At 45.6% G+C, this 24769-nt stretch carries 24 protein-coding genes; 12 read left to right on the top strand and 12 right to left on the bottom strand.

Annotation, left to right across the window (positions count from 1 at the left end; genetic code table 11):
- Positions 1–32: 32 nt before the first annotated feature.
- Positions 33–959 carry an HD-GYP domain-containing protein gene (locus ACLVWP_RS10480; RefSeq protein WP_413557194.1) on the bottom strand — a complete coding sequence of 309 codons (927 nt, stop codon included), beginning with the start codon at positions 957–959 and terminating at the stop codon, positions 33–35.
- Between the two features lie 37 nt (positions 960–996).
- Here ACLVWP_RS10480 and ACLVWP_RS10475 point away from each other — a divergent pair, with 37 nt between their 5' ends.
- Positions 997–1527 (top strand): hypothetical protein, encoded by a 531-nt coding sequence (locus ACLVWP_RS10475; RefSeq protein ID WP_413557193.1) that lies wholly within the window; start codon positions 997–999, stop codon positions 1525–1527.
- Here the strand turns inward: ACLVWP_RS10475 and queG are convergent.
- The gene (gene queG / locus ACLVWP_RS10470) at positions 1516–2604 is read right to left on the bottom strand and encodes a tRNA epoxyqueuosine(34) reductase QueG (protein ID WP_413557192.1); all 1089 of its coding nucleotides are present in this window, start codon (positions 2602–2604) and stop codon (positions 1516–1518) included. The two genes, ACLVWP_RS10475 and queG, sit on opposite strands and share 12 nt — an antisense overlap.
- Before the next feature lie 8 nt (positions 2605–2612).
- Between queG and ACLVWP_RS10465 the strand changes: the two genes are divergently transcribed.
- The 3 genes from ACLVWP_RS10465 to ACLVWP_RS10455 are packed head-to-tail and all read left to right on the top strand — an operon-like array spanning position 2613 to position 4898.
- A complete protein-coding gene (locus ACLVWP_RS10465; RefSeq protein WP_413557191.1) occupies positions 2613–3800 on the top strand; it encodes a CCA tRNA nucleotidyltransferase in 1188 nt (395 codons plus the stop codon).
- Positions 3801–3817: 17 nt separating this feature from the next.
- A complete protein-coding gene (locus ACLVWP_RS10460; protein WP_413557190.1) occupies positions 3818–4441 on the top strand; it encodes an RDD family protein in 624 nt (207 codons plus the stop codon).
- Between the two features lies 1 nt (position 4442).
- Positions 4443–4898 carry a hypothetical protein gene (locus ACLVWP_RS10455; protein WP_413557189.1) on the top strand — a complete coding sequence of 152 codons (456 nt, stop codon included), beginning with the start codon at positions 4443–4445 and terminating at the stop codon, positions 4896–4898.
- Between the two features lie 62 nt (positions 4899–4960).
- On the opposite strand, the gene ACLVWP_RS10450 is transcribed toward ACLVWP_RS10455, so the two are convergent.
- From ACLVWP_RS10450 to ACLVWP_RS10440, 3 genes are read right to left on the bottom strand one after another with little or no spacing between them, the layout of a single operon-like run.
- The gene (locus tag ACLVWP_RS10450; protein WP_413557188.1) at positions 4961–6340 is read right to left on the bottom strand and encodes an HD-GYP domain-containing protein; all 1380 of its coding nucleotides are present in this window, start codon (positions 6338–6340) and stop codon (positions 4961–4963) included.
- A complete protein-coding gene (locus ACLVWP_RS10445; RefSeq protein WP_413557187.1) occupies positions 6340–6840 on the bottom strand; it encodes a chemotaxis protein CheX in 501 nt (166 codons plus the stop codon). The genes ACLVWP_RS10450 and ACLVWP_RS10445 overlap by 1 nt, the downstream gene beginning before the upstream one ends.
- A 21-nt stretch (positions 6841–6861) precedes the next feature.
- Positions 6862–7278: a response regulator gene (locus ACLVWP_RS10440; RefSeq protein ID WP_413557186.1), complete on the bottom strand. Its 417-nt coding sequence runs from the start codon at positions 7276–7278 to the stop codon at positions 6862–6864.
- 205 nt (positions 7279–7483) lie between these two features.
- On the opposite strand from ACLVWP_RS10440, the gene ACLVWP_RS10435 reads away from it, so the two are divergent.
- Both ACLVWP_RS10435 and ACLVWP_RS10430 read left to right on the top strand, forming a co-directional pair.
- A complete protein-coding gene (locus tag ACLVWP_RS10435; protein WP_413557185.1) occupies positions 7484–7876 on the top strand; it encodes a helix-turn-helix domain-containing protein in 393 nt (130 codons plus the stop codon).
- A gap of 125 nt (positions 7877–8001) precedes the next feature.
- Positions 8002–8466, top strand: coding sequence for an acyl-CoA thioesterase (locus ACLVWP_RS10430; protein ID WP_413557184.1), 465 nt, complete (start codon positions 8002–8004; stop codon positions 8464–8466).
- Positions 8467–8471: 5 nt separating this feature from the next.
- On the opposite strand, the gene ACLVWP_RS10425 is transcribed toward ACLVWP_RS10430, so the two are convergent.
- The 5 genes from ACLVWP_RS10425 to ACLVWP_RS10405 all read right to left on the bottom strand — a co-directional run bounded on the left by ACLVWP_RS10425 (position 8472) and on the right by ACLVWP_RS10405 (position 14643).
- Positions 8472–8936, bottom strand: coding sequence for a hypothetical protein (locus tag ACLVWP_RS10425; protein WP_413557183.1), 465 nt, complete (start codon positions 8934–8936; stop codon positions 8472–8474).
- A gap of 219 nt (positions 8937–9155) precedes the next feature.
- Positions 9156–9575: a hypothetical protein gene (locus ACLVWP_RS10420; RefSeq protein WP_413557182.1), complete on the bottom strand. Its 420-nt coding sequence runs from the start codon at positions 9573–9575 to the stop codon at positions 9156–9158.
- The gene (locus ACLVWP_RS10415; RefSeq protein ID WP_413557181.1) at positions 9557–10759 is read right to left on the bottom strand and encodes a hypothetical protein; all 1203 of its coding nucleotides are present in this window, start codon (positions 10757–10759) and stop codon (positions 9557–9559) included. The genes ACLVWP_RS10420 and ACLVWP_RS10415 overlap by 19 nt, the downstream gene beginning before the upstream one ends.
- A gap of 128 nt (positions 10760–10887) precedes the next feature.
- Positions 10888–12153 carry a GTPase HflX gene (hflX, locus tag ACLVWP_RS10410; RefSeq protein ID WP_413557180.1) on the bottom strand — a complete coding sequence of 422 codons (1266 nt, stop codon included), beginning with the start codon at positions 12151–12153 and terminating at the stop codon, positions 10888–10890.
- A 147-nt stretch (positions 12154–12300) separates the two neighbouring features.
- On the bottom strand, positions 12301–14643 hold the full coding sequence (locus ACLVWP_RS10405; protein WP_413557179.1) for an NADP-dependent malic enzyme: 2343 nt from the start codon (positions 14641–14643) through the stop codon (positions 12301–12303).
- Between the two features lie 472 nt (positions 14644–15115).
- Here ACLVWP_RS10405 and ACLVWP_RS10400 point away from each other — a divergent pair, with 472 nt between their 5' ends.
- The 4 genes from ACLVWP_RS10400 to ACLVWP_RS10385 all read left to right on the top strand — a co-directional run bounded on the left by ACLVWP_RS10400 (position 15116) and on the right by ACLVWP_RS10385 (position 20746).
- On the top strand, positions 15116–16090 hold the full coding sequence (locus ACLVWP_RS10400) for an HNH endonuclease (protein ID WP_413557178.1): 975 nt from the start codon (positions 15116–15118) through the stop codon (positions 16088–16090).
- Positions 16091–16380: 290 nt separating this feature from the next.
- Entirely contained in the window at positions 16381–17724 is a 1344-nt protein-coding gene (locus ACLVWP_RS10395) for a thiolase family protein (protein ID WP_413557177.1), read from the top strand.
- Between the two features lie 29 nt (positions 17725–17753).
- Complete coding sequence (locus ACLVWP_RS10390) at positions 17754–19904, top strand: 3-hydroxyacyl-CoA dehydrogenase NAD-binding domain-containing protein (protein WP_413557176.1); 2151 nt, start codon at positions 17754–17756, stop codon at positions 19902–19904.
- 539 nt (positions 19905–20443) lie between these two features.
- Positions 20444–20746: a hypothetical protein gene (locus ACLVWP_RS10385; protein WP_413557175.1), complete on the top strand. Its 303-nt coding sequence runs from the start codon at positions 20444–20446 to the stop codon at positions 20744–20746.
- 3 nt (positions 20747–20749) lie between these two features.
- Here ACLVWP_RS10385 and ACLVWP_RS10380 read toward each other — a convergent pair whose 3' ends face one another.
- A complete protein-coding gene (locus tag ACLVWP_RS10380) occupies positions 20750–21562 on the bottom strand; it encodes a TIGR02147 family protein (protein WP_413557174.1) in 813 nt (270 codons plus the stop codon).
- 215 nt (positions 21563–21777) lie between these two features.
- Here ACLVWP_RS10380 and ACLVWP_RS10375 point away from each other — a divergent pair, with 215 nt between their 5' ends.
- Together ACLVWP_RS10375 and ACLVWP_RS10370 are read left to right on the top strand one after the other, a co-directional pair.
- A complete protein-coding gene (locus ACLVWP_RS10375; protein ID WP_413557173.1) occupies positions 21778–22467 on the top strand; it encodes a sensor histidine kinase in 690 nt (229 codons plus the stop codon).
- A gap of 75 nt (positions 22468–22542) precedes the next feature.
- Positions 22543–22950 carry a hypothetical protein gene (locus ACLVWP_RS10370; RefSeq protein ID WP_413557172.1) on the top strand — a complete coding sequence of 136 codons (408 nt, stop codon included), beginning with the start codon at positions 22543–22545 and terminating at the stop codon, positions 22948–22950.
- 1 nt (position 22951) lies between these two features.
- Here ACLVWP_RS10370 and ACLVWP_RS10365 read toward each other — a convergent pair whose 3' ends face one another.
- Positions 22952–24757, bottom strand: coding sequence for a glycoside hydrolase family 15 protein (locus ACLVWP_RS10365; RefSeq protein WP_413557171.1), 1806 nt, complete (start codon positions 24755–24757; stop codon positions 22952–22954).
- Positions 24758–24769: the final 12 nt, after the last annotated feature.

The raw sequence follows: 24769 nt of genomic DNA, 5'->3' as shown, positions 1-24769 counted from the left end.
CCTAAAATATGCAGATGTGACGGGATGTCAGTTTAGATGCCCTTCATGATCTCGCTGAGGAATTGAATGTGTTGCAGGGGATGTTGTCCCACGCGTTCAAGCATTAATTTCTTAGCTGCTTCGGCTTTAGGCACTCCTTCGAATGTGATCAAACGATCAATCGCATTTGCAGAGCACACAATCATAGCCAATGGATCAATGTCTTTTTCGCGCATACCCAGAGGGCCAGAGCCATCTGTGAGCTCTTCGTGTTGAGCGATGATGTTGATCACAGCCTGATCAAAGTGCTTTTTATCGCGCACTTTAGCAGCGCCCTCAGAAGGATGCTTCCACCACAGAAGTTTATCTGCGGGATTCATTGCTGAAACTTTCTGATTTACATTCATGCCAGATAGGTAATGACCGTAATCATGCAGCAAAGAGCCCAGAGTTAGCATCTGAGTTTTTTTAAGATCATTCATTCCCAATTTTTGTGCGAGTGCAATCGCAAGGGTAGAGACCGTCACACCGTGATGGGCAAGGTTTTTATCGGTATTTTCCAAATGCATGATCGATGAAACCGATTGCTGATTCGACATCACGAAGCTTACGTACTTACCAGCCGCATCTTTTGCGTAGTTGTACGACTCTTCGCTCTCTGGATTTTCGAAAACTTCTTCGGCGTTGGATTGTTGGGCACCTTGGATGACTTCCACACGAGTTTGGAAATCCTTGCCGGAGTTATTGTCGTACGCCATCTCTAGATTGCGATCCAGATAGTTGCGGTACATCTGTTCTTCTGTGGTCAGGATGTACATTTTGCGAAGTTGCTTTTCTTTCATGCGCTTTAGGCGGTCGCCTTCAAAACTATCACCACGACGAAGGTAGAGGATCATCTTGTCGTTGATTTTGATATACGCGTTGAAATCAATTTTTTGGTCTCCACGGAGAGTGCTTACGCGTATTGAGACATAATCCATTGCTTCCAAACCTTCCGATTGCTATCGTTTAAAAACGATGTCCATTGATAAAGAAATTGTAAAAGATTTTGTGAACGAGTCAAAGACCTTGATTGAAGATCTGATAGATCTTCTCGAAGGTATTGAAGGCGATTTCTCGCAAGTGCAGAAATTGGCAGATTATGGAAACGGCGTGGATCGTATTATGGGGGGAGCGAAAAGCTTAGCTATGTCAGCGCCCCAAGATCACGCGGTTCATTTGATTTCTGACTATACCGCCCTCTGCAAAGCTGTCGGATACAAGGCTTCGCAAATCAAAGGAAATGAAAACCTGTTTGATGTGTGCGTAGCCACTTTGTTAGATGGTTCTGAGACTTTAAGCACACTTTTGGATCGTATCGATGAGCCTTTGTCCGCTTTAAAGACCAGCATTCCTCAAGCCTTCATTGAGCGTTTACGTTGGGTTTCAGGTAAGTTCTCTGATGATGTCGCGGCCAGTGTTGGTACGGGCAAAGATGATAACGATCCGGGCAAACAAAAACTTAAGCAAAACGAGATCGATGATTTGCTACGCAAACTAGGACTGTAGTTGGCGTAAGCTCCACTGGGCCAGATCACCCAATTTTTCATGCTCTTTCAGGGCTTCAATTTCAGGTTGAAGCCCTTTTATTTTGCGGTTTGCCGCAACGATCATGGCATTTCTTTTTAAACCAAAAGATCCCGCGCGGGCGAGGGGTGTGCCGAAGAAATCTTTGGTTAATTTTTTTCCGGAGCTCACCAGGATGTAGCGCAGTTCTTCTTGCAAGGCGCTGAGTTTATCATCCGTCAGTGAGAGGCTTTTTTCCACAGACAGTTGGCCTTTGAAAACTTTCTGGTTCCAAGGGCAGACGGTTTGGCAAATATCACAGCCGAAAAACCAATCACCAATTTTTTCGCGCAAAGACTCCTCAGGGATTTGTCGGGATTCAATCGTCAGATACGAAATGCATTTGCGTGCATCCATTTTTCGCGGCTCTACCAAGGCACCTGTAGGACAAGCATCCATACAGCGCGTGCAAGTTCCGCAGAAATCAGGCAGGGGAGCTACTTCGCTGGTGATTTTCAATGAAGTCACGATCTCGCCGATGAAAAACAAGCTGCCTTTTTTGGGGTTGATCACACAGGTGTTTTTTCCGACCCAGCCTAACGCTGCTTTTTTTGCGAGGTCGCGCTCAAGCAAAGGGGAGCTGTCAGTGAACGCCATGAACTCTTGATCGGGAAATATCTTAGTGAGCTCTTCACAAAGCTTCTGCATGCGCTGTTTGAACCAGAAGTGATAATCCATGCCTTGCGCGTACATACTGACGCGAGCTTCTTTAAGCGGAAAGTTCGCCATTTTTTCGGGGTGAGGATAATAAGGCATGGCAAATACCAATGCACTTTCAGCGCGAGCCCATTTGCTTTGCGGATTTTCTTTGATCGGCGCGTGCTCTGCCAGATAATTCATCTCGCCGTGAAGACCCTCTGCGATCCAACTGCGATAGAAATCAAAACTCAACGGATTCGCCAAGGGAGCCCAGCCAAAATGGGAGACTCCCAAGTCGGCAAGGAATGGATCCAATAGAGGTTTTATCTCCTGAGGCGTCACGCGAACAAATTCTTTCTTTTGCTGGGTTTTTTCGTACACTTATAGCCATGGATCAAGTTCGTCCGATTTTGCAATCTCATCCCCATTGGCCCGCAGTCGAGGCAATCTATCACAGATTGACTGAAAATGGCTATAAGGCCTTTTTAGCCGGAGGATGTGTGCGAGACGCTCTTTTGGGCGTCAAAGCCAATGATTTGGATATCGCTACCAATGCGACCCCAGATCAAATCGAGGGATTGTTCGAAAAAACCATCAATGTGGGTAAAGTTTTCGGGGTGATGCGGGTTTTGATCGGCGGAGCTGATATCGAGGTCGCGACTTTCCGTAATGATGGCGTCTATCAAGACGGCCGTCGCCCTGACAATGTCGAGTTTTCCTCGCCCGAAGAAGATGCGGAACGCCGTGATTTTACCGTGAACGCGCTTTTCTATGATCTTGAAAATCATCAAATTCTGGATTTCGTTAAAGGCCAAGAAGATCTAAAAAAACAACTTTTGCGCACGGTCGGTGATGCTAAGAAACGCTTCACTGAGGATCATCTGCGCTTGTTGCGAGGGGCTCGTTTTGCAGCACAATTGGATTTTGCTGTCGAGCCCGCTACGCTGGCTGCGATGAAAGAGCTTTCCGCGATGGTAAAAACTGTCAGTGGTGAGCGCTTGCGCGATGAAATGGGTAAACTTTTAAAAGCCAAAAATGTCCCTCTGGGTTTAAGAATTTTGCAGGAAACTAATTTGCAAGAGGCTCTTTTCCCATGGCGCGGTCCCGATGTGGAGTGGACGGCTTATTCAGGTTGTGAGATTTGGCAAAATTTGAGTCTGTTTTTGCGTAAAGCCCAAGACTCGGATTTGCAAAAGAGTTTAGACTTACTACGTCTATCGACCAAAGAGCGCCGAGGCATCGAGGATGCTTGGAATTTGTGGCAAAATCCGGAAGCGTTTTTAAGTCAGCGCCTAGGATTTCAGCTACAGCTTTTGCAAAAACCTGGAAAACTATGGGCGCTGGAAGTTTTGATGAAAGAAGGTCTTCATCAAGATCTTATTTTGGCGGTTTTAACGACGTTTAAGTCATTCGGTGAAGAATTGCCGAAACCATTTTTGTCTGGCGAAGACTTAAAGGGAAAACTTCAAGGCCCGGCCATCGGTCAATGTTTGCAAGAAGCTTATAACTTGCAGCTTGAGGGGCAATTGAAGGATCGCGCACAAGCTGTCAAGTGGTTAGAAAAGTATCTGCATTAGCAATTAGGAATTTTGTCATGAACGAATTTTATGTCGCCAGTACATGGAAACGCTTTATCGCTCAGGGGATTGATCAGATCTTCCTGTTAGTTTGCTATGTGCCTTTTGCGACTTTGTTTTATCAGGTTTATACCAGTGATACAGATATCTATGTTTCATTATTCCAGCTTTTTATGCTGTTTATGGTGCCGGCTTTGTATGAGGCGGTTTCTTTGATGGTAGCGCAAGCGACGCCGGGGAAATGGTTGTTGGGCTTAAAGGTCGTTCCTAATCACGATCCCACGCAGCCTTTGGAATACTCGCAGTGTATTCTGCGCCCGTTGACCAGTCGTCTGACATTTTTCTTTTCCTGGGCGATCTATGCCTTGGCCTTTTTCAGATACGATCGCACGCATTTGTCGGACTGGGTGGCTGAGACTCGCGTGGTGCAATTCAAGCCTCGTCCCACTCGTCCAAAGATTCGTTGGATCATTGGAACATTTTTTGTGTTGTCTTATGCCTACGAGGGCATGGCTTACGCGAGCTCCGTTTTGAATCAAATCAATTGGCAAGAGGGCAAAGTCGAACTACGTGCTTTAATCACCTTGGGCTCGATGGAAGATATGCAGTTTGATATGAATATGGAAGAAGAGGGGGAGTAGTATGAAGTTTCTGATGGGCCTTCTTGTCTTTGTTTTATCTCAGACAGCATTGGCAATCCCGGCTTCCCAAGCTGATTTTTCCAGAATCAATTTTACCGGAGTGAAAGTTTTAAGTGCGGGCGGAGATAATGCTTTCCCGTGGGCCGTTAAGCAGATGGTGAATGGTTGGGAAGATCTTTATAAAAAGCTAGAGGACACCTCGGGCACAAAGATCGCATCGCCGATTTACTATTTGGCGGAGAAAACCTCTTTTAAAAATATCTTTGTTTTCGTCGGTCAGGATTCTGCGGGTAATTTTCAGTTCGTGAATGTCTATTACACCATGGCAGGTCAGATGTACGGATCTAATATGAAGATCATGAACGTTGAGCAAGACCGCCTGGATGTTGCCCAGGGAATTCCTAACGAACAACCCAAAGACTATTACAAAGTCATCGCGACTCAGTTGTTTCCCTGAGACCAATGCAAAGCGTTCCTAAAAAGTGCCAGGCGCCTTTTAGGGGAGCGGCGTGTTTAGTATTAAGGTTTAAATTTTTTAGCGATTGTACTGATCATCACTAGATCATAAAGGGCGCCACCAGAAACGGCGTCCTCTTTCATGGCATTCATAGCGACTTGTGGAGCCGAGGCAGCAATACCGTCTCTAAGAGCTGTCGCCTCATGGAATGAATAAGCGATATAAAGCAATTTACCAAAGGCCGTGATGTCTTCAGCGGGAAGACCTTTTGGGAAGCCTGTGCCACGTTGGTTTTCACGGTGTTGCATGATGCCGTCTTGGATATCCTGATTGATTGGGACTTTCTTAGCTTTCACCATGTTTACGGAGCGCTCAGGATAGTACTTATAATCGTGGGCTTGTTCTGCGGAAAGCTTAGCGATGTCGACCTCTGTGGCAGCAAAGTTTGCTTGCGACAGACCAATGTTATGAAGCAATCCTGCGATCGCAGCGGATTCGCGTTTCTCCTCAGGCCAATCTAAAAGCTGTGCGAAGTAAGCCGCGTAAGCCGATACACACAAGCAATCATGATAGTACGAGCGAGTATTACCTGTATAACGGCAAACTTCGTCGTAAAGCTCGGTCTGATTCAAAGTTTTATTGAGTTCTAGCTCGCCGATGATCGTTTTGCACTTATCCAAGATGGCTTTACCCATCGAGTAGTCACCCGAAGCGGCATTTAAGAACTGCTGCATGAACTCGTAGATGTTCTTTTTAGAGCGATGAAACTTTTCAGTCATCGAAATCGGGAAGGGCAGGTTGCGCATGCTCATGATGGTTCTGGCAAACTCAAAGAATTGCTTCATCTGAGTTTTTTTAACGTACATTTGCTGGCGCAAAGTTTTAAACTTCTCAACGTGGCGTTCTTCGATCACATCCCCATTGTGGCGCAAAATCACCGAGCGGTGATTGGCTGGTAAGTGAACGTAGACGTCGAAATTCAAAGTGATGTTAGGCTCCATGTCGCGCAAATCAACGGGCATTAAGGCAGTGATCGGAATGTTTTCGCCTTCAAGTTCGATCGGTGCCAGTTGTAAGACCATGTCGGAGATAAACTCACGGTCAAAGTTGATATGCATGACTTCGTCAGCGCCGTTCTTTTTAACCACGTTAAAATCTAGGGGAGCTGAGGAGTGGAGTACGATCAAATGGCAATCAGGATAATTCATCTTGGTGGTTTGAACCCACTCGTTGGTGGTGTTCGTTCCGCCTTCGCCATCGATCAGTGCTAAGATAGGTTTGAATTCTGCGTTGGAAGTCGCATCGATGATTTCGTCGACGCTTTTGAACTGCTGCAAGATATATGGATAGTAGCCCTTCAAGACTGTTTTGATGGTTTCCAGGAAGCCCGGTTGGGGGCTCCCAATGATCACATCAACAGTCTTTCCCGGGCTAGCAGCCATTATTGCACCGTGATCTCCACGTAGAACGTAGAGTTGTTGGGCAAATTAAAAGGGATGACCAAAGTCGCACCTTTATCTGCCTGAGTGATATTAAAGTTACCAGAGATTACAGTAGGAATAGCCATTTCGAAGTTATAACCCATTTGATTTAGAGTCGTTTTAGCGGACCCGTAAATCATATTAGTCATTTCACCAACAGCGTCTTGAACCTCTTTATCGATCTCTGTGTATTTCTCTCCCAGCATATTCTCCAAAATATGGAAAATGGAATCTTTGCCGTAAGAAATCAAAAGAGTGCCCTTAAGAGGGGGTGCCACCATACCTACCATGCCGGCAATTTCGCCCTTAAGGACAAAAGAAGGCTCGATAAATGGTTTACCCGGAGTTGCGTTAGTTTGTGCCATCGTTTTAAGGGTCTTAATAACCCCATCGACAAAGGCATTGATCAGTCGTTTGTCAAAGAGTGGATTTAAAGCATCCACTTTCGGTGCCGCAGACATATTTTTCTCCAATGCCTATGATTAAGCTGCTTTAGTAGTTGAGTGTTTAGCCCAAACGCGTTCCATTTTCCCTTTAAGAGTCTGGGAATTGAACGGCTTAACCACATAGTCTGAAACGCCAGCTTTAGCAGCTTCTAGAATGTGTTTTTGCTCGGATTCCGCTGTTACCAGCATGAATGGAGTAGATTTGAAGCGAGGGTCCGCCTTGCAGGCCTTCAAAAGGTCGATACCTTGCATGCCAGGCATATTCCAGTCGGAGATAATAAACTCGTATGGCTTACCCGCGTCGTGAGCGGCTTGAATCATCGGTAGGGCTGTTTTACCGTCGTCGGCTTCCTCGACGTTAGTGTAGCCAAGTTCGTTTAGAACCTTTTTGATGATTTTTCGCATAGTTGAGAAGTCGTCAACAATCAAAAATTTGGTCGTATTGGGAAACATAATATCTCCTAAGGGCTATTTTCCTGTAAAATCTTCTTTATTATCGGTCTAGTTTTTTAAAACTAGAGTCCAAAGCTATTGCGAATCTCAGAATTTATGTCAGACTTTATTACAGGTGGTCGTGCTGCTTTTGGACATGAGTCCTGGGTAGTACAAACGGTTTAGATAGAAAAAATAAAAAAACAATTAGCGGGAGGGAGCAAGGATGCTCAGAGATGTCCTGATTCAAAAAGGTCTTTCAAATAGAGAGGCAGAAGTTGCTGAACTTGTGTCTAAAGGCTTGTCCAACAAGGAAGTTGCGAACCAGCTTTTTGTAACTGAAAAAACAGTTAAATTTCACCTTACAAACATCTACAAAAAGATGAATGTGAAGTCTCGTGCACAATTGATCGTATGGTGCTTGCCTCACCTTGGTTTCGTTGAAACTGAAGTGCGCGCTGAGAGCAACAATCAATCTGCAACAACTGCTCAGGCTTACAACAACAACCAAACGCAAACGATCCCAGCAGGATCTGCGACTGTAGCTGGTGCTACTACTCTTCCAGGTGGCGGAATGAACCGTAATGGTAATTCAGACATCGGTATGGGTGGCATCTAATATAGACGCCCAAAGCGTTGACTGAACTCGATAAGAGTTTAGTATAAAAGGCACGGCATAATATGCTGTGCCTTTTGTTTTTTGTACCAAGCAAAAGGGTCTTCCTCCTCTGAAAGGCTCGCTGAATGGCTAAATCCTCCAAGCCCGTCTCTGTTTCCCAAGTAGTTATGACTCAATTAGTACTGCCTTCCCATACGAATGCCCTTGGTTCGGTATTCGGGGGAACTGTTATGTCGTGGATTGATATCGCGGCGGCCATCGCAGCTCAACGTCACTCTAATAAAGACGTGGTTACGGCATCCATTGATCGTATTAACTTTGTGGCGCCAGTTTATAAGGGCTGGGTTGTGAATTTAAAGGCGAGTGTGAATTTCACGTCTCGTACATCCATGGAAGTCGGCGTTCGCGTGGATGCTGAAGATCCTAAGACCGGGGAGACTTTCCATACAGCGTCCGCTTACACGACGTTCGTAGCTTTGGGTGCTAATGGTAAGCCGATTGAGATTCCAGGGTTAGAGCTGATCACAGAGGACGATAAGCGTCGCTATGCTGAAGGTAAAGCTCGTCGTGAGCTTCGTTTGAAAAAATAGTTTAATTATTCCGAATCATGGGACTGAGTGCGTTCAAACATCAGTCTCATTCCATAGACCTGCACAAAGACAATCACGATCACGATAAACTTCATAAAGAAATCTAAGAGCTGCTCTAAGATCGGAGCGCTGCTGATTGGTTTTGTCAGTTGATAGGTGATTAAAATCATCAGTGATAAAATCAAATTTCCGAAGACGAATTCCACCTTCATACGATTCAAAAAAATCACCGGATTCAGAGCGATAATTAGCACCATCATGATCGCAAATTTTGCGATGTAGGGCATGGTGAGTAATATGCATAGCGATCCATACATCAATGCTGTTTGCAGAATTACTGCCTGAAGATTTCTTCTCTCTGTAAAAAGCATAGAGCCGGCGATGCCGGTGATGGCGATTAAGCCTAGAGCGATAAGTTTGGTAAGGTTTTCTTCCATCGCAAGATAGTAAAAGCAAAACGTAATACTCACTGCCCAAACGCTCAGACAGACGTATTTGCCTAAATGATTTTGATTAAGGTGATAATCACTGCTTCCGAACATACCGGTTTGTCTCCACACACGTGCGCGTTTGTTCATTATAACTGACAAACGACAAACCGTTCATTTTGATCCGGCAACACTTCCAAATAGGATCTTATGTAGGAGTTGGGGAGGATCTTAATTTGAGACAGCGGGAGCTCTAGGGTGCTATTTACAAAGGAGAGCAAGCCATGAAAGGGCTTCTTGGGCTTCATCTGAAGCCGTGGAATCCTCGGGTTTTGTTCCTTTGTCTTCGAGGTTGATCTGCTTCTTCGCTTTTTCGCAATCTTGCGCAGAAGGTTTTGTGGCTTTCGCTAATTTCAGTACGGGCTCCATGCTGTAGGAGACAAAGAGCACTTGTTCCTCAGGAGCGGTGAGCACTGGGTTCGCTAATTTTTTATAGTGATCAACTGCTGATTTCACAACTGAGCCGGCTTTTTGTAGCTCTTCAGAGGTGCCTTTGTAATCAAGGTTAGCAGCTTTTTCGCGGCGATTTTTTAGGTCGCTTAAAAGGTCTAATTTGGTTTTAGGTGTGGCCCAGGCAATAGAGGCGAATGCGATCATTAAAATTAAAGTGGTCTTACACATTCATTCGCTCCAAGTTGCTTATCAGTGAGACTGGATTTTTTGGAATCACATGCTTTAGAAGCGGCATCGATGCCGTCTTTCAGGCAATACATTTCACCCATCTTGCCACGGATGGCTTTTAGGTAAACGCTATTTCCTTGAATCATTTTTAAGTAGCACTGCTCAGGTGTGAGTTTGCCCTTACAAGGATTGCTTTTCTTTGTATAAAGAGCGGCTTTGTCTGCTAGGGCGCGAGCTTTTTTAATGCCTTCAGCACCATAACTAACAGCGGTGAGGGCGCTTACGATTTCGCGGTTGCTTGCGAAGGATTTATTTTCTTGGAATAGTTTTGGCTGAATGATGCTGTCGCGCATGTGTAGATAGTAGGCGATTCCGTACATCAAGTTACGAGCCAATCCGTCCCCGGCACTCACGTAATCACAATAGTTTCCACTGTTAATGCGCGGACGTCTTTTTAGATCTGACTTAGCAATGTCTTTGAAAGCCTGGCAGGAGTGCTTAGAGCTGTTTGCAACACCTTCGATGAGACCTCGTCCATTGCCGTCAGCAATTTCCTCAACTGCGATGTTCGTCATTTGCCCGATGCCTGCACCACCATTCCAAGCGATGGAATAGTTAAAGCCCGTTTCGTTATTGAATTTTTGATAGATCACGCGGCTGTCGACCGGAACATCAGGGGATAGGCATTTGATGGCGCTATTCACTGAGAACTGGATATAGCTCACCATATCCGCAGTGATGCACTGCTGAGTTTTGCCACCGACTTGGCCATAGGAATTTGCGATGTTTTGATCAGTGCTTTTTTTGCCAGAAGTACAAGCGTAACCAGTTTGACCAGGATCACGCATCAAGGACGCGTTGATACACTCACGCTTAATCAAAGCGGGAAGTTGGTCTGCTGTTTTTGTTTTATCATCTAAATCCCAAATGCCCGTATCATCGGGTGGATTGTTAGATGCTTTGGAGATTTTTTTTAAATCCTCCGCTTGCTTTGCAGCTCCATTTGGTGCGGGTTCGCAAGCAGGCGTAGGGCCTTTCTTTGTTTCTGCAAGAAAGGCTTTCTTTAAAGGATCTTGGTTGGCTTCGAAGGACTTGAGAAGTTTAACATTCTTATCGCTCGCTCCGTTAACACAGGCCGGAGCTTCAGCTGCGTGAGTGCTGATGCTGATTCCAAAAGTTAACATAAGTGATAGAAAGGACAGGCGATAATGCATAAAAAGCCTATCGGTATCTGTACGTGTCGCTAAAGAAAAAAACGAGCCTTCCTCTTTTGAGACAGGCTCTTTGTCGGGCGTGGGCTGTATACTCGAATCTATTTAACGATGTAGTCTTTCCAGCGATTGATCAGCGATGGAGTGAGTTGCGTATAGCAAACTGTTCCCTCAGTCGCTGTTTCTTTTCTGGAGATTTGTGCTTCACGGCCCAAATCAAAGATTTTGTATTCTTCAGCGCGCGGGAAGTACAGCTGCACGTCGGTTTGCATTTCGCTCACCATTTGTGCCATCAGCTTTTTCAATTGTTCCATGCCTTGTCCTGTGAGGGCACTCACGAACACGCGTGGATATTGTTTAACGCGGAATTGGCGTTCAACCGGGGCGGCATCCACTTTATTAAAGACATGGATGATTTTCTTATCAGCCCAGTTGAATTCTTTGATTAGCTCTTCCACCACTTCAATTTGACGTTCCATGTTTGGCGATGACAGGTCTACCACGTGAAGTAAAACATCGGCCTCGGCAGACTCTTCAAGTGTTGCTTTAAAGGCTTCAATTAACTGCGTAGGAAGTTTGCGGATGAATCCCACCGTATCGGTCACAACAGCCGGAGGTCCATCGTTTAGGAAGATCTTACGAGTCGTAGGATCCAACGTCGCGAACACCTGATTTTTCGTCATCACCTGCGCGCCAGTCAGGCGGTTTAGCAACGAGCTCTTGCCAGAGTTCGTATACCCAATCAAAGCAAATGACGGAATCTCATGGCGTTTGCGAGATTGTCTGTGCTGCGCGCGATTACGGCGAACACCTTCAAGTTTTTCTTTAATAATAGCCACGCGCTCGCGAATACGACGACGGTCGTTCTCAAGCGCCGTTTCACCGGGACCGCGGGTTCCGATACCACCACCTTGACGAGATAGTGATTCCAACCAAGCGCCGACCATGCGGGGCATTTGATCCAGTAACTGTGCAAGCTCCACTTGAAGTTTTCCTTCAAAGGTCTGTGCACGTTGGGCGAAAATATCCAGGATGAGCTGATTGCGATCAACCACGCGGACTTTTACTATTTGGGCTAAGTTTCTTTGTTGGACTCCGGAAAGTTGATGATCCATCACGACGATAGTGGCACCGCTGTCGCGAACCATTTCGGCAACTTCTTCAACTTTACCTGATCCAATTAGTGTCGCGGGATTCCAAGAGGGGAGAACCTGGATGATGGAGCCAACGACTTCGCCACCTGCGGCGCCGACGAGCTCTTCCAGTTCGAGTAGATTTTCTTTGATTTCAGTGAGTGGTTCGGTCTTTAAACCGACCCCGATGACAATTGCTCTATCGTGAACTTTGACATGGGCTTGTTGACTCAAATCTAAGAACCCTCCCTTGGTCTGTCTTAATTCTAGCACCGTCCTACGGGCCGTCAAAGACAATTTTTCGCAATATTTAGACACAAAAGAAAGCCCGTACGGTTAATGGTACGGGCTTTGATAGATTTAATATGAGCTTAGATGGGACTATTTTTTGCCTTCGCGAGATTTCAAAACATCCTTGATGAATTGCGCCTCAAGAGCCGTAAATACAACGGAATTCACGATACCATCCACAGTCGTTGTTCTTTGCAAAACGTTACAAGATCTACGAACACCTGTTAGGAATGGTCCAATCACTTCCACCTTGCCAACTTGTTGGATCAATTTGTAAGCAATGTTTGAAGACTCCAAATTAGGGAAAATCAAAATGTTCGCGCCGCCTTTAAGATCAGAGAACGGGAACAGTCTTTCCATGATTTCTGGGTTCACAGCCGTATCAGCTTGCATGTCACCATCAACCATCAGGCCTGGGCGTAGCTTTCTAACGTGTTCTGCCGCTTGCTTCATTTTATTTGGAGTGCCGTTGGAAGCCGTGAAGTTTGAGTAAGACAGCATTGCTACTTTAGGCTCAATACCGAAGTACTCAACGATTTTCGCAGCCTGAAGTGCGATTTGCGCGCATTGCTCGGCTGTTGGATTCAAGTTCACAGTCGTGTCTGCAAGAACCAAGAATTTATCTTCAAGCAAGATAAAGTTCAAACCTGCTGGTACGCCGTTTTGGTAGACACCCACAGTTTGCAAGATCGGTTTTACAGCGTCTGCATAGTTCACAGAAGCACCATTTACAACACCGTCAGCTTCACCCATCATAACCATCATCGCTGCGAAGTAGTTAGGATCAGCCATCAAACGCTCGGCCTCACGCATGTTGATGCCTTTGCGTTGTCTTAGGTTGTAAAGCTTTTCAACGTAAGAGAAAAATTTCGGATAAGTCGCTGGATGGATCACCGGAACATCGTTCAATGCCGGGATATCGAGCGCTTGGATTTTCTCTTTTACGCGATCAGGGTAACCCAACAAGATTGGTTGGCAGATTTTTTCTTCAACCAATGTTGAAAGGGCTTTAAGTACTTTCGTGCTTGTGCCCTCTGGGAATACGATGCGTGGCAGTTCTCCGCCGTTAGCTAGGACGTTTTGATGAACACGGTTGATTGCAGATCTGATGAAGACTTTAGAAGGTCCTTGTAGAGCTTCCAAAGTTTCGCGGTAATGATCCCAGTCTTCGATTGTGCGAGTAGCAACGCCTGTTTTGATCGCCGCTTTAGCAACTTCAGGAGCAACCCAAAGAAGTACACGCGTATCGAATGGTTTTGGAATCAAATACTCACGGCCGAATTTAAATGTCTTACCACCGTAAGTTGCAGAAACGCGGTCTGGTACTTCTTCACGCGCAAGTTTTGCTAGAGCGTGAACAGCAGCGAGTTTCATTTCTTCGTTGATTTGAGTTGAACGCGTGTCTAGGGCTCCACGGAAAATAGAAGGGAAGCCTAGTACGTTGTTCACTTGGTTCGGATAGTCAGAACGGCCTGTAGCGATAATAGCATCCGGGCGAGCCGCGCGTGCTTTGTCTGGAGTGATTTCTGGCTCTGGATTTGCCATCGCAAAGATGATTGGATCTTTCGCCATATCTTTTAGCATCTCAGGAGTCAAAGCACCCGCAACTGATAGGCCAACGAATACGTCTGCACCACGCAAAGCTTCGCTCAATGTGCGAACTTCAGTTTCTGCTGCAAAGTATTCTTTGTATTTGTTCATACCGTTTGTGCGGCCTTTGTAGATCACACCTTGAGAGTCACACATGATGATGTTTTCACGACGCGCACCCAATGAGATGAAAATCTTTGCGCAAGAGTTGGCAGAGGCACCAGCACCGTTTACTACGATGCGCACGTTTTCCATTTTTCTGTTTGTGATCGATACCGCATTCAAAAGTGCTGCTCCTGATACGATCGCCGTTCCATGCTGGTCATCATGGAATACTGGGATTTTCATTTCTTTTTTCAGGCGTTCTTCGATTTCGAAGCACTCTGGTGCTTTGATGTCTTCTAGGTTGATACCACCGAAAGTTGGTTCCAACGTTTTGATCGCGTTACAGAAGGTATCTACGTCATTCGCATCCACTTCGATATCGAAAACGTCGATGCCTGCGAATTGTTTGAATAGAATACCTTTACCTTCCATCACGGGTTTTGAAGCGTGAGGACCGATGTTGCCCAAGCCCAATACAGCAGTACCGTTGGAGATAACACCCACCAAGTTGCCCTTGGCAGTATAATCGTAAACTTTAGAAGCATCTTTTGCGATCACTTTACAAGGCGCTGCTACACCCGGAGAGTAGGCTAGTGAAAGATCTTTTTCAGAGACACATGGCTTGGAAGAGATGACTTCGATTTTTCCTGGTTTGCCTTTGCTGTGGTAAATCAGGGCTTCTTGGTCGAAGTTGTTCGTTGCGTTTTTCTCAGGTGCTTTATCAGTGTTTTTGTTCATTTCTTTTTCCAAGGATATTTCCTTTCGTTCTGAACTCCGACAGCGTCGGGGTGTTCTTTTCGTGAGTGTGAAATTTCCAAAATTTTCTAAGGCTTTTCAGCGTTTAGCTCACTCACGAAATAAGTGCAGTTACTCTACAAAAGGGTTTGTTAGGGGGTCAATCAATGGGGCGATTTAGCGCGGTAGGTAATGTCTGACGCGTGTTGTTTTACGGACGGAGTTGTGAACCTGCAGTTCTTCGGAAGTTTCGCCGTCGACAATGACACACCCAGCAACCGAAGCGGTTGTGAATTTTATTGGGGAATTTTGAATTTGCTGTGTGTTTGGTTTGGGGTTCGCATCGGGAGTGAGAAGCTTGTTGCGCTAAGTTTGTCCGAAGTCCGTACCTGAGTTGAGCTGAGTTGCAATTGATCGGGGTGTGTTTGAGTCCCCATCTTGCATCTTGTTTGAGCAAACTAAATTGGAGTGGTCGATGGAAAAGTTTGCGTCGATTTCGGATCGTGATCTTGAATGCAATTTGAAATCTCTTGTTCGTAAAGAACGAGCTTTGCTGCACCTGGTGTTGGAGCATATCAACGAGTTTGATGTGCGCAAAGTTTATTCAGAGCGTGGGTTTTCCTCGATGTACGATTACCTCACCAAAGAGTTGCGATATTCAGGCAGCGCTGCCGTTCGGAGGCTTGAGGCTGCCCGCATGATGAGGGTGGTTCCTCAGTTAGGTGATAAGATTCAGGATGGGACGATTAATCTTTCGCAAGTGGGTGAGTTTTCTCGGGCGATTAAAGAGAAGGCGAAACAGACTGGCGGAGAGAGTATTTCTTCTGAGGATAAGATTGCTGTTGTTGAGGCTATTGCGGGGCTCGATGTTGGACAAACGCAAAAGGTGGTTTCCATGGCTCTGGATATAGATTTGAAGGAGCCAGAGAAGACGCGTGTTCAGAAAGACGACTCAGTTCACCTCTCAATTACACTTTCAAGGGAGCAGTTTGAAATGCTCAAGAGTTGCCGTGATCAAGCCGCCCATCAGTTGCAGACGGTCAATGGAGATCACTCGTGGGCGCACGTTATAGAAATATTGGCGGGGCAGTACTTAGATGGGAAGTCCTTCGCTTCTAAGGTGTATAAGCGGCAGAGAGACTCTTTGGTGGAATCGTCTACGGGGAATATTTTGTTGGAAGAGACGCTTCCAACTGTGAATGCTGTCGGTAAAACGAATAAAACCCTCACGCTAAAAACACGACGCTTTATTTTAAATCGCGATAAGTGCTGTCAGTACAAGGACAAACTCACCGGAAAAATCTGTGGCAACACATACGGTCTTCAAGTTGATCACATCAATCCGCAATGGGCTGGAGGAGATCATTCTTCTAAAAATCTTCAAGCTTTGTGCTGGTCGCACAATCAAGCAAAGTACCGATCAGAGGCGCGAATTAGATTGAGGAGATGAGAAATCCAACAGGGGCGGACGTGAGTGATTTCAAAATCAAGTGTGAAACATAACAGTTTTGCGCGAAGACAAACTAGACCTTTGCGCTCGAAGATTTAGAGTTGCAACTCTGTTTTCCCTCGAGAAATTATGAAAACTGTTACTAAAAAACACCTCGACCTCCGAAGAATGCGCGAAGTCTTTGTCGAAACTAGACCTCGCAAAAGTAATAATGCATTTGTGTTTGGTCCTCACATGGAAAACCTGTACGATTTTGAGTGTTTAGTTAGAATTACCAACAGGAGTTTTCTATGAAGTCACCACGTGATGTGGTTCTCGTTGAAGGTGTGCGTACACCATTCGCAAAATCAGGTACAAAACTTAAAAAAGTTCACGCGGCTCAATTGGGCCAAGTAGCGCTCAAGCAATTGATTGCGCAAACGAACTTAGATGTGAATTCCGTTGATGAAGTGATCATCGGTAACACAGGTAATCCGCCAGATGCAGTGAACATCTCGCGCGTCGTTGCATTGAATGCAGGTATTCCACTCAAAACTTCCGCTTACACAGTTCACAGAAACTGTGCTTCAGCGATGGAGTCTATCTCTAACGGTTTTGAGAAAATCAAATCGGGCACGATGGATGTGATTCTTGCGGGTGGTACTGAATCCATGTCGCAAATCCCAACATTGGCTCCGCAAAAATTCCAAGAGATCTACGAAAAACTTTTTGCAGCAAAAGGCCCAGGACAAGCATTGCCACTTTTGTGGAAGCTTTTCAAAGCTGACGTGAATCAAATCAAAGCTCTTCTTCAAGGCAATATGAAAGATCCATATTTCCCACAAATCGGGGTGATGTTGGGTCTGACAGATCCTTTCGTTGGGATCAACATGGGGCAAACAGCAGAGATCTTGGCAAAAGAGTGGGGTTTGTCTCGTGAGATGCAAGATAAGTTCGCTCTTCGTTCGCACCAGTTGGCTTCTAAAGCGATGAAAGAAGGTCGCATGAAGGAAGAATCAACTCCGGTATATCTTGCTCCTGAATACAAAGAAGTGATTTCTGAAGACATCGGTCCTCGTGAAACACAAACGATGGAAGCTTTGGCGAAACTAAAACCATTCTTCGATAAAGCAACTGGTTCAATCACAGCTGGTAACTCTTGCCCAATCACAGACGGCGCAGCCATGGTGCTTTTGATGTCTCGTGAGAAAGCAGATCAATTGGGTTACAAACCACTTGCGACAATCCGTTCATACGGTTTTGCAGGTCTTGAGCCTGAGCGCATGGGTCTTGGCCCTGCATACTCAACGCCGCTGGCTTTGAAGCGCGCGGGTCTTTCATTGAAAGACATCGGCTTGGTAGAATTGAATGAGGCTTTCGCAGCTCAAGTAATGTCCTGCCAAAGAGCATTGGATTCTGACAAATTTGCACAAGAGAAACTTGGCTTGTCAGCAAAAGTCGGTGAGATTCGTGATGAGATCTTGAACGTGAACGGTGGAGCGATCGCATTGGGTCATCCAGTGGGCGCTACAGGAACACGTATCGTTTTGACTCTTGCCAAAGAGATGAAACGCAGAGGCGTACAGCACGGTCTTGCAACACTTTGTATCGGTGGCGGTCAAGGTGGTTCTATGATTCTTGAGAACGAAAACTAATTAGCGATTTGCATCTAGGAGTTTACAAAATGTCTATGCTAGAAAGTATCAGAATTAATCCTCAAGGTGAGATCGCAGTTGTTGAGTTCGACCTTGTTGGTGAAAAAGTTAATAAATTCTCTACACCAGTGATGATGAGACTTAAAGACGTAGTTGAAGAACTACGTAAGTCTTCATACAAAGCGGTGATCTTTAAATCCATGAAGCCTAAGATCTTTATCGCAGGTGCCGACATCGAAGAGATCAAGGCCATGACGACGAAAGAGCAATTCAACGACGCCGTGAAAGGCGGTCAGGAAGTGATCAACATGGTTGAAGATCTTCCAATGCCAACAATCGCATCTGTGAATGGTGCGTGTATGGGTGGTGGTTGTGAATTCATCATGGCGTGTGATTACCGTATCGCTTCTGATGATTCTTCGACAAAAATCGGTCTTCCTGAAACTCAACTAGGTATCTTGCCTGGTTTTGGTGGTACTCAGCGCATGCCGCGTATCATTGGTTTGCAAGCCTCTTTGGATATCATCCTTGCTGGTAAAGCAGTGAATTCCAAAAAAGCACTAAAATCTGGTTTGGTTGATAAAGTCGTTCATCCGAACTTGCTTGATGATCAAGCGATCAAATGGGCGAAAGAAATCATCGCAGGTGGCGGCCAAAAACGTCGCAAAAAATTCCAACCTCAAGGCGCTGTAAATAAGATCCTTGAAGGCGTAGCAAAAGGCGTTGTTTTCAAAAAAGCTCGTGAGGGCGTAATGAAAGCGACGAAAGGTCATTACCCAGCTCCACTTAAAGCGTTGGAAGTGATCCAAAAAACTTACGGCATGAGCGATCGTGATGCGGGAATGCGCATTGAGCGTGAAGGCTTCTGCGATTTGGGTGTTACTGATGTTTCTAAAAACTTGATCCACGTTTTCTATTTGACTGAAATGGTTAAAAAGCAAACGGGCGTATCTGGTGTGAATGTAAAGCCTAAAGATGTTAAAGGTCTTGGTATCTTGGGCGCAGGCACAATGGGTGGCGGTATCGCTTACGTTGCTGCTGATAAAGGCGTTCAAGTGCGTATGAAAGACTTGAATCCAGATGCATTGGCAAAAGGTTTGAAACACGCAAGTGACCTATGGATGAAGTTGGTAAAACGTAAATCCATCGACAAATATCAATTCCAACAAAAAATCGACGCCGTATCAGTAACAACTGATTACTCTGGTTTCAAAAACCTAGATGTTGTTGTTGAAGCGATCGTTGAAGATATGGGTATTAAGCAAAAAGTTATCGGTGAGTGTGCAGGTCAAATGCGCCCTGACGCGATCATTGCAACGAACACGTCTTCATTGTCTGTGACTGAAATGGCGAAAGGTCATCCACGTCCAGAGTATTTCGCCGGAATGCATTTCTTCAATCCAGTGAACAAAATGCCATTGGTTGAGGTTATTCGTGGTGCGCAAACTTCTGACGAAACAATTGCGACTATCTTTGAATTGACGAAAAAAATGGGCAAAATGCCAGTCGTTGTTAAAGACGGCCCGGGCTTCCTTGTAAACCGTCTTCTTCTTCCGTACATGGCGGAAGCTGCTTGGTTGATGCAAGAAGGTATGAGCATTGAAGTAGTCGACAAAGCCTACGTTAAAGAATTCGGTATGCCGATGGGTCCATTTGAATTGATGGATGAAGTTGGTTTGGATGTTTGTATCAAAGTTCTAAAAATCTTCAAAAAAGCTTTCGGTGAGCGCATTGAAATGGCTCCATGTATGGAAGCTCTTGAGAAGTCAGGCCGCTTGGGTCGTAAGAATGGTAAAGGTTTCTACACTTACCAAGCTGATGGCAAACGCGGTGATGTCGATCAAACGGTTTACGGCGCATTGGGCTTGGGTACTCCATCCAATCCTCTGCAACCAAAAGAATGCATCGAGCGTGGTGTGTTTGCGATGGTGAATGAATGCTCGCTAGCGTTGATCGAAGATCATATCGTTGAACTTCCGCACGAAGTTGACTTGGGTATGATCATGGGTACTGGATTCCCTCCGTTCCGCGGTGGACTTCTTAAGTACGCAGACAGCATTGGCACGCAGTATATCGCTGATCAATTGGCGATGTATGCTTCTAGTCGTAATGCTAAACGTTTGAAGCCGGCTACTCCGCTGACGAACCTGGCTAAGTCGAACGCTAAATTCTACAAGTAATCGCTTTCTGGCGAAAGCTTGCAAATAATCTTACTAAATGAATGCCGGGGGAAACTCCGGCATTTGTTTTTTTCTCCCATGGTGTGGTTTGCGAGGAGATGCCCTGGTGGCGTGCAGCCAGCATCTCCGCGACACGCCATCCGGGCTCAACCGTGGCTCGCCTTCGGCGAGTGCGCGCCGTCGTGGCGCCCACGGAGGTCGCTGCGTGCAGGCTGCACGCCACCAGGGCATCTCCTCGAAGTCATCTATGGTTTCAAAGCAAATGCGGGACTGTCCTTTTTGTGGACTTGTGGGTGGGGGCTTGAGATTATTTGTTTATGCAGAGATGGTTGGGGATTTGTTTTTTGGTTTTTCTTTTGGGGTGCCAGGGGCATGCGCCTACTATTGCTGAGACTCAGGCTTATCATAAGAGGATGCATGATACGGATTCGGTGGAGTATCGGGATCGTATGGAGCGGAATTATTTGCTTCAGAAAAATTCGGCGGCGGATTCTCGTGTGAATATTGATCGGCCGGAGAATCCTCTTACGGAGTCTCTTATGTCTTCGGTGATTTCTTCGGCTTTAAATCCTAAGAGTAACGAAAAGACTTACCAGTTTCACATTCGGTTACAGTGCGAGTTTAAGCGCCATCTGCATTTGCCTCTCAAAGGCAAAAAGTTTCAGTGGGAGATCGTAGGGTTTACTCAGGGTGAGGGTGTGACGGATCTGGATGGGCGCGCGGTGGTTTCGCTTAATAGCGCAATTGATCCTACTTTTATTAATATCTATTACCAAGATAAGAAGTATCGCTTTGGTGCTTACGACAATGTTGTCGTAAACATCCAGGATTGCGAGATTTAGTTATTAGTATTCGAATAAATCAATGTTCAAGCAATACGCCACTTCGGGGCGGATTTTGTTTTCTTTTAGGGACTGATTTAGTTTTTTAATTTCTGCTAACAATTCATCACGTAACTTCGCGGCTTGGTCGCGGGTTAATCCCATGGGGCAAGTGTAGTGCAGGTGGTTTTCGTTATAGTGGTCCATGCGCTGGATTGCGCGCTGGCGCCAGTTTTGGTGGTGGCGGAATACCAATGGGTCTGTTGATTCTAAGTGGGTGTAGCCTGCGTGATAGACCAAGCCTTTTTCAGAGCGGTTTTCGATCAAGCCCATTTCGATCAAAGCTTGGACGACGGATTCGATGCGTGGTTCTGGGACGTTTAGTTTCGCAGCGATGTCTTTGATGTTTCTACCGTGCTCTGTGGGAACTAAATTGCGAACGCCTGTGTAGACCCAGTTAGAATAATACACAGCTTTTTGCTGATCACTCAATTTGCGGCTCGTTGTTACTTTCGCGGCAACAGTTTTCGCTTCGGCTTGCAAAACTCGCAATCTCTTCATCATACGCTGGCGCAGCTTCACTGTGCCGACGCGTCCGATATCTGTGATCAGCAAGAAATAATCGATCTCTTTTTCAGTTAAACCTATATCTAGCGCAATCTCGTAAGCTTGTTCGTTGGACAAATGCTTCGTGCCTGCCAGGATCTGGGTGAGGTAGGAGCTGCTCATATTAGCCGAAGCCAAAAGGCTTTTGCGTTTGCCAGAAGCTTGGCTTTCTTCTGATGCCAGGTAGGCTTTCAAAAAGGCTCTGTAATCTTCGAATTCAAAGATGTTCATTTGGTTAATCCTTGGCGCAAATGTCCGGGCATCCTAATTTAATCTTAGTTTAAAAGTCCCTAAAATCAATAACTTATACCCCAAATCCCGGACATCCCGGACTTTACCAACGGTAAACCGAAACCCCTGGTTTTTAACCTCAAGTAAGTCGCTAAAGCACCCCCTCCCGCAGTATCTTAGGTTCACCAGATGGGCTGGTAACAAAGGGTAAGAACATGAGCTTGGCAGTTAAACTTAAAGAACATTCAAAGGTCCGCCAGGCAGCGCACGATATCCGTTCGCCGCTGTCGGCTTTGAATATTCTAGTTAAAACTTGCGGCCACTCTTTGTCTCCAGATGCTAAAGAGTTACTTGAAGCTTCCATCAAAAGAATCAATGAAATCGCGGCAGATTTGCTGGCAATCGAAGAATCACAAAACGATTCTCGTCCAGAAATCACAGAGCAACCGGGTATGACGGGTGCTGAGCTGACACAGTCTTTGCAAAGCATCGTGAACGAGAAACGCATTCAAACAAACTGCGAGATTAAAGTGAATGCGCATATTGGAAATGTGTCCCGCGCAGTGACTCTTCCAAAATCATACTTTGAACGTATTATTTCAAACCTTGTCGATAATTCCTTGCAGGCGATGTCTGCAAAATCGAATGGCTGTGTGCAAATCACAGTTCTCGAGAATTTCGACGGCTCCCTTTCGGTCCAGGTCCAAGATAATGGCCAGGGCATTCCTTCGCAACGACTCGCCCAACTGGGTCGAAAGGGAGTTACTTTCCGTCAAGGCGGCACTGGACTTGGTTTGTATCACGCAAAAACTGTGATCAGTCATTTCGGTGGTGAAGTTGGTATTATCAGTGAGGAGGGTGTGGGCACGATGATTAGAATTAAATTGCCCCGCCATAATTCATAAGGCCCGCATCCTTCTCAAATTCTTTCTTTGAAATAACATATTTGGTTTCACCATCAGATCTTCTATAATCAGGGAATGCAAACACTCATACTTGCTTTGCTTTTAATCGCCGGCGCAACTCAAAATACTTTTGCTAAGCCCGCCGAAAACTCCATTTACACCGTCTCAGTGGAAAGAATCTTTAGCGCCAGGCCGCGGACTATGGGATATCGCTATCTCGTGCAAATCACCTGTAGATCTGCAAACGACGCGTTTTCAAACGCACCCGTAAAAAACTCAGCATTCAGTTGGAAGGCGGGGAAGAATAGCTATTCATCGGTAACCGATAATCAGGGGCGAGCAGAATTCACCCAGACCGCTTACGATGGCAACCTAAATGACACTCTAGAAATTCAATTCATGAAGCAGCAACTGGTATTCACTTCTCCCAAAGGAGTGCACGAAGTTCCAGTCGCTGGTCCCTGTTTAAACGACAAAATGTGACTTACATAAATGGCGGAGTTCTGCGTGCTTTATCAATAGCAAAAGCGCAGTTGATCAATCCGACATGGCTGTACGTCTGCGGGAAGTTCCCCCATTGGCTGTTTGTATCCACATCGAAATCTTCGCTCATCAAGCCCACGTGATTGGTCGTTTTCATAACCTCATTCAAAAGCTGTTCAGCTTTATCGGCCTCGCCAATATTGGCCAAAGCCTCGATGTACCAGAAGCTGCAAACTAAGAATGCTGATTTTTGCAAACCAAAATCATCCGCATGACGATAGCGAACCAAGAATCCTGGAGATAACATCAGTTCCTGTTCAATCGCCGCAATCAGATTGCGTGAAAGCTCAATGTCTTTGTTATGGAAATAACCAACCGTGATCAATTGCAAAATACTCGCATCAAGGTGTTCAGAGCCCACAGCTTGTGTGTAAGCTTTTTTACGTGAAGAGTAAGTCTTTTCGATCAAAGCGGCGGCGCGATCCATCGCCAGGTTCGCACGTTCATAAAGATCTTTGTTGTTGATCTTACGAGCTACTGAGCGAGCGGCAGCTGATCCCGCCCAATGGAACATCAATGCGTAAGAGTGCAGAGCTTGTTTACCACGGAATTCCCAAACGCCATTGTCGGGAGTTTCCATATAGGTTTCGATATAACCCAATGTTCTCTCCACCAAACGTGCAGAGCGCTTTTCGCTTTTATAGTTGATGCGTTCATCAGTATAGAGCTTGAACAAGGCAAGCAAGATCTGCCCGTAAGCATCGTGCTGAATTTGTTCCGAGGCCTGGTTGCCGACGCGAACAGGTGTATTTCCTTGGTAGCCCTTCAACGGCAGAATGATCTCAGTTAAATCTTTCGAACCATCAATGCGATAACAAGGTTGAATCGTCGACAGATCATGCAAATTCAAATTTTCAATAAAGTGAGCAAAGCGCTCCATCTCTTCAAAGTGACCCAATGAATTCAGTGCTGCCAAAGTATAATAAGTATCGCGCAACCAACAGAAGCGATAATCCCAGTTACGTCCCTCGTGAGGAATTTCAGGAAGGCTTGTTGTCGCAGAAGCGATAATAGCTCCTGTATCTTCGTATTGATGAAGTTTCAGTGCAAGGGCAGAGCGAATAACTTCGGGCTGAAAAATTTGTGGAAGATGACAATGCTCAACCCATTTCTGCCAATATTTTTCTGTGCGATTGAAGAAATCTTCAAATGTAGTTTCGAGAGGTCCTTCTAATGGGATGCCCCATGATAGAACAAAATAGATATCTTCCTCGAGGAAAAATGGTTTCTCCTCTAAAATATAATTCAACGAAGCATTCGTAGTCAGACGAACAGGTTGTTCAAGTCCCTCGTAACGAATGTGATTGCTGCCCATAAGATGTTTCGGAATTACTTCGCCGTAATTTCCACGTGGTTGACAGCGAACTGTGATGCGAGGATGTCCTGAGATTTTTTTTACTTTGCGAAAGATCATCAAGGGTTTATGATATCTCTCGAACAGTGAGAATCTGGGCGCGAAATCAAGCACTTCATATACGCCCTCTTTCGTCTCAATGCGAGTACGAAGGATATTAGTGTTCTTGAGATAAGTCTGGGAGGAGTTGAAACTCTCTCCAGATGCGGGTTTGATAGAAAATTCCCCGCCTTTTTCGTTATCTAACAAGGACCCGAAAATAAAACTAGAGTCGAATCTCGGCCAGCACATCCAGCTAATGTTGGTATCTGTGTTGATGAGCGCATTGTAAGCGCAATTCCCAATAAGGCCGAGTTGATATCGATGATTTTGAATCTTCTGTGTATTTTCCATGGCGACTCCGCT

Source organism: Bdellovibrio sp. HCB209 (genome assembly GCF_047306065.1).
Lineage (GTDB): Bacteria > Bdellovibrionota > Bdellovibrionia > Bdellovibrionales > Bdellovibrionaceae > Bdellovibrio.
This window is presented reverse-complemented; position numbering and strand designations above follow the sequence as displayed.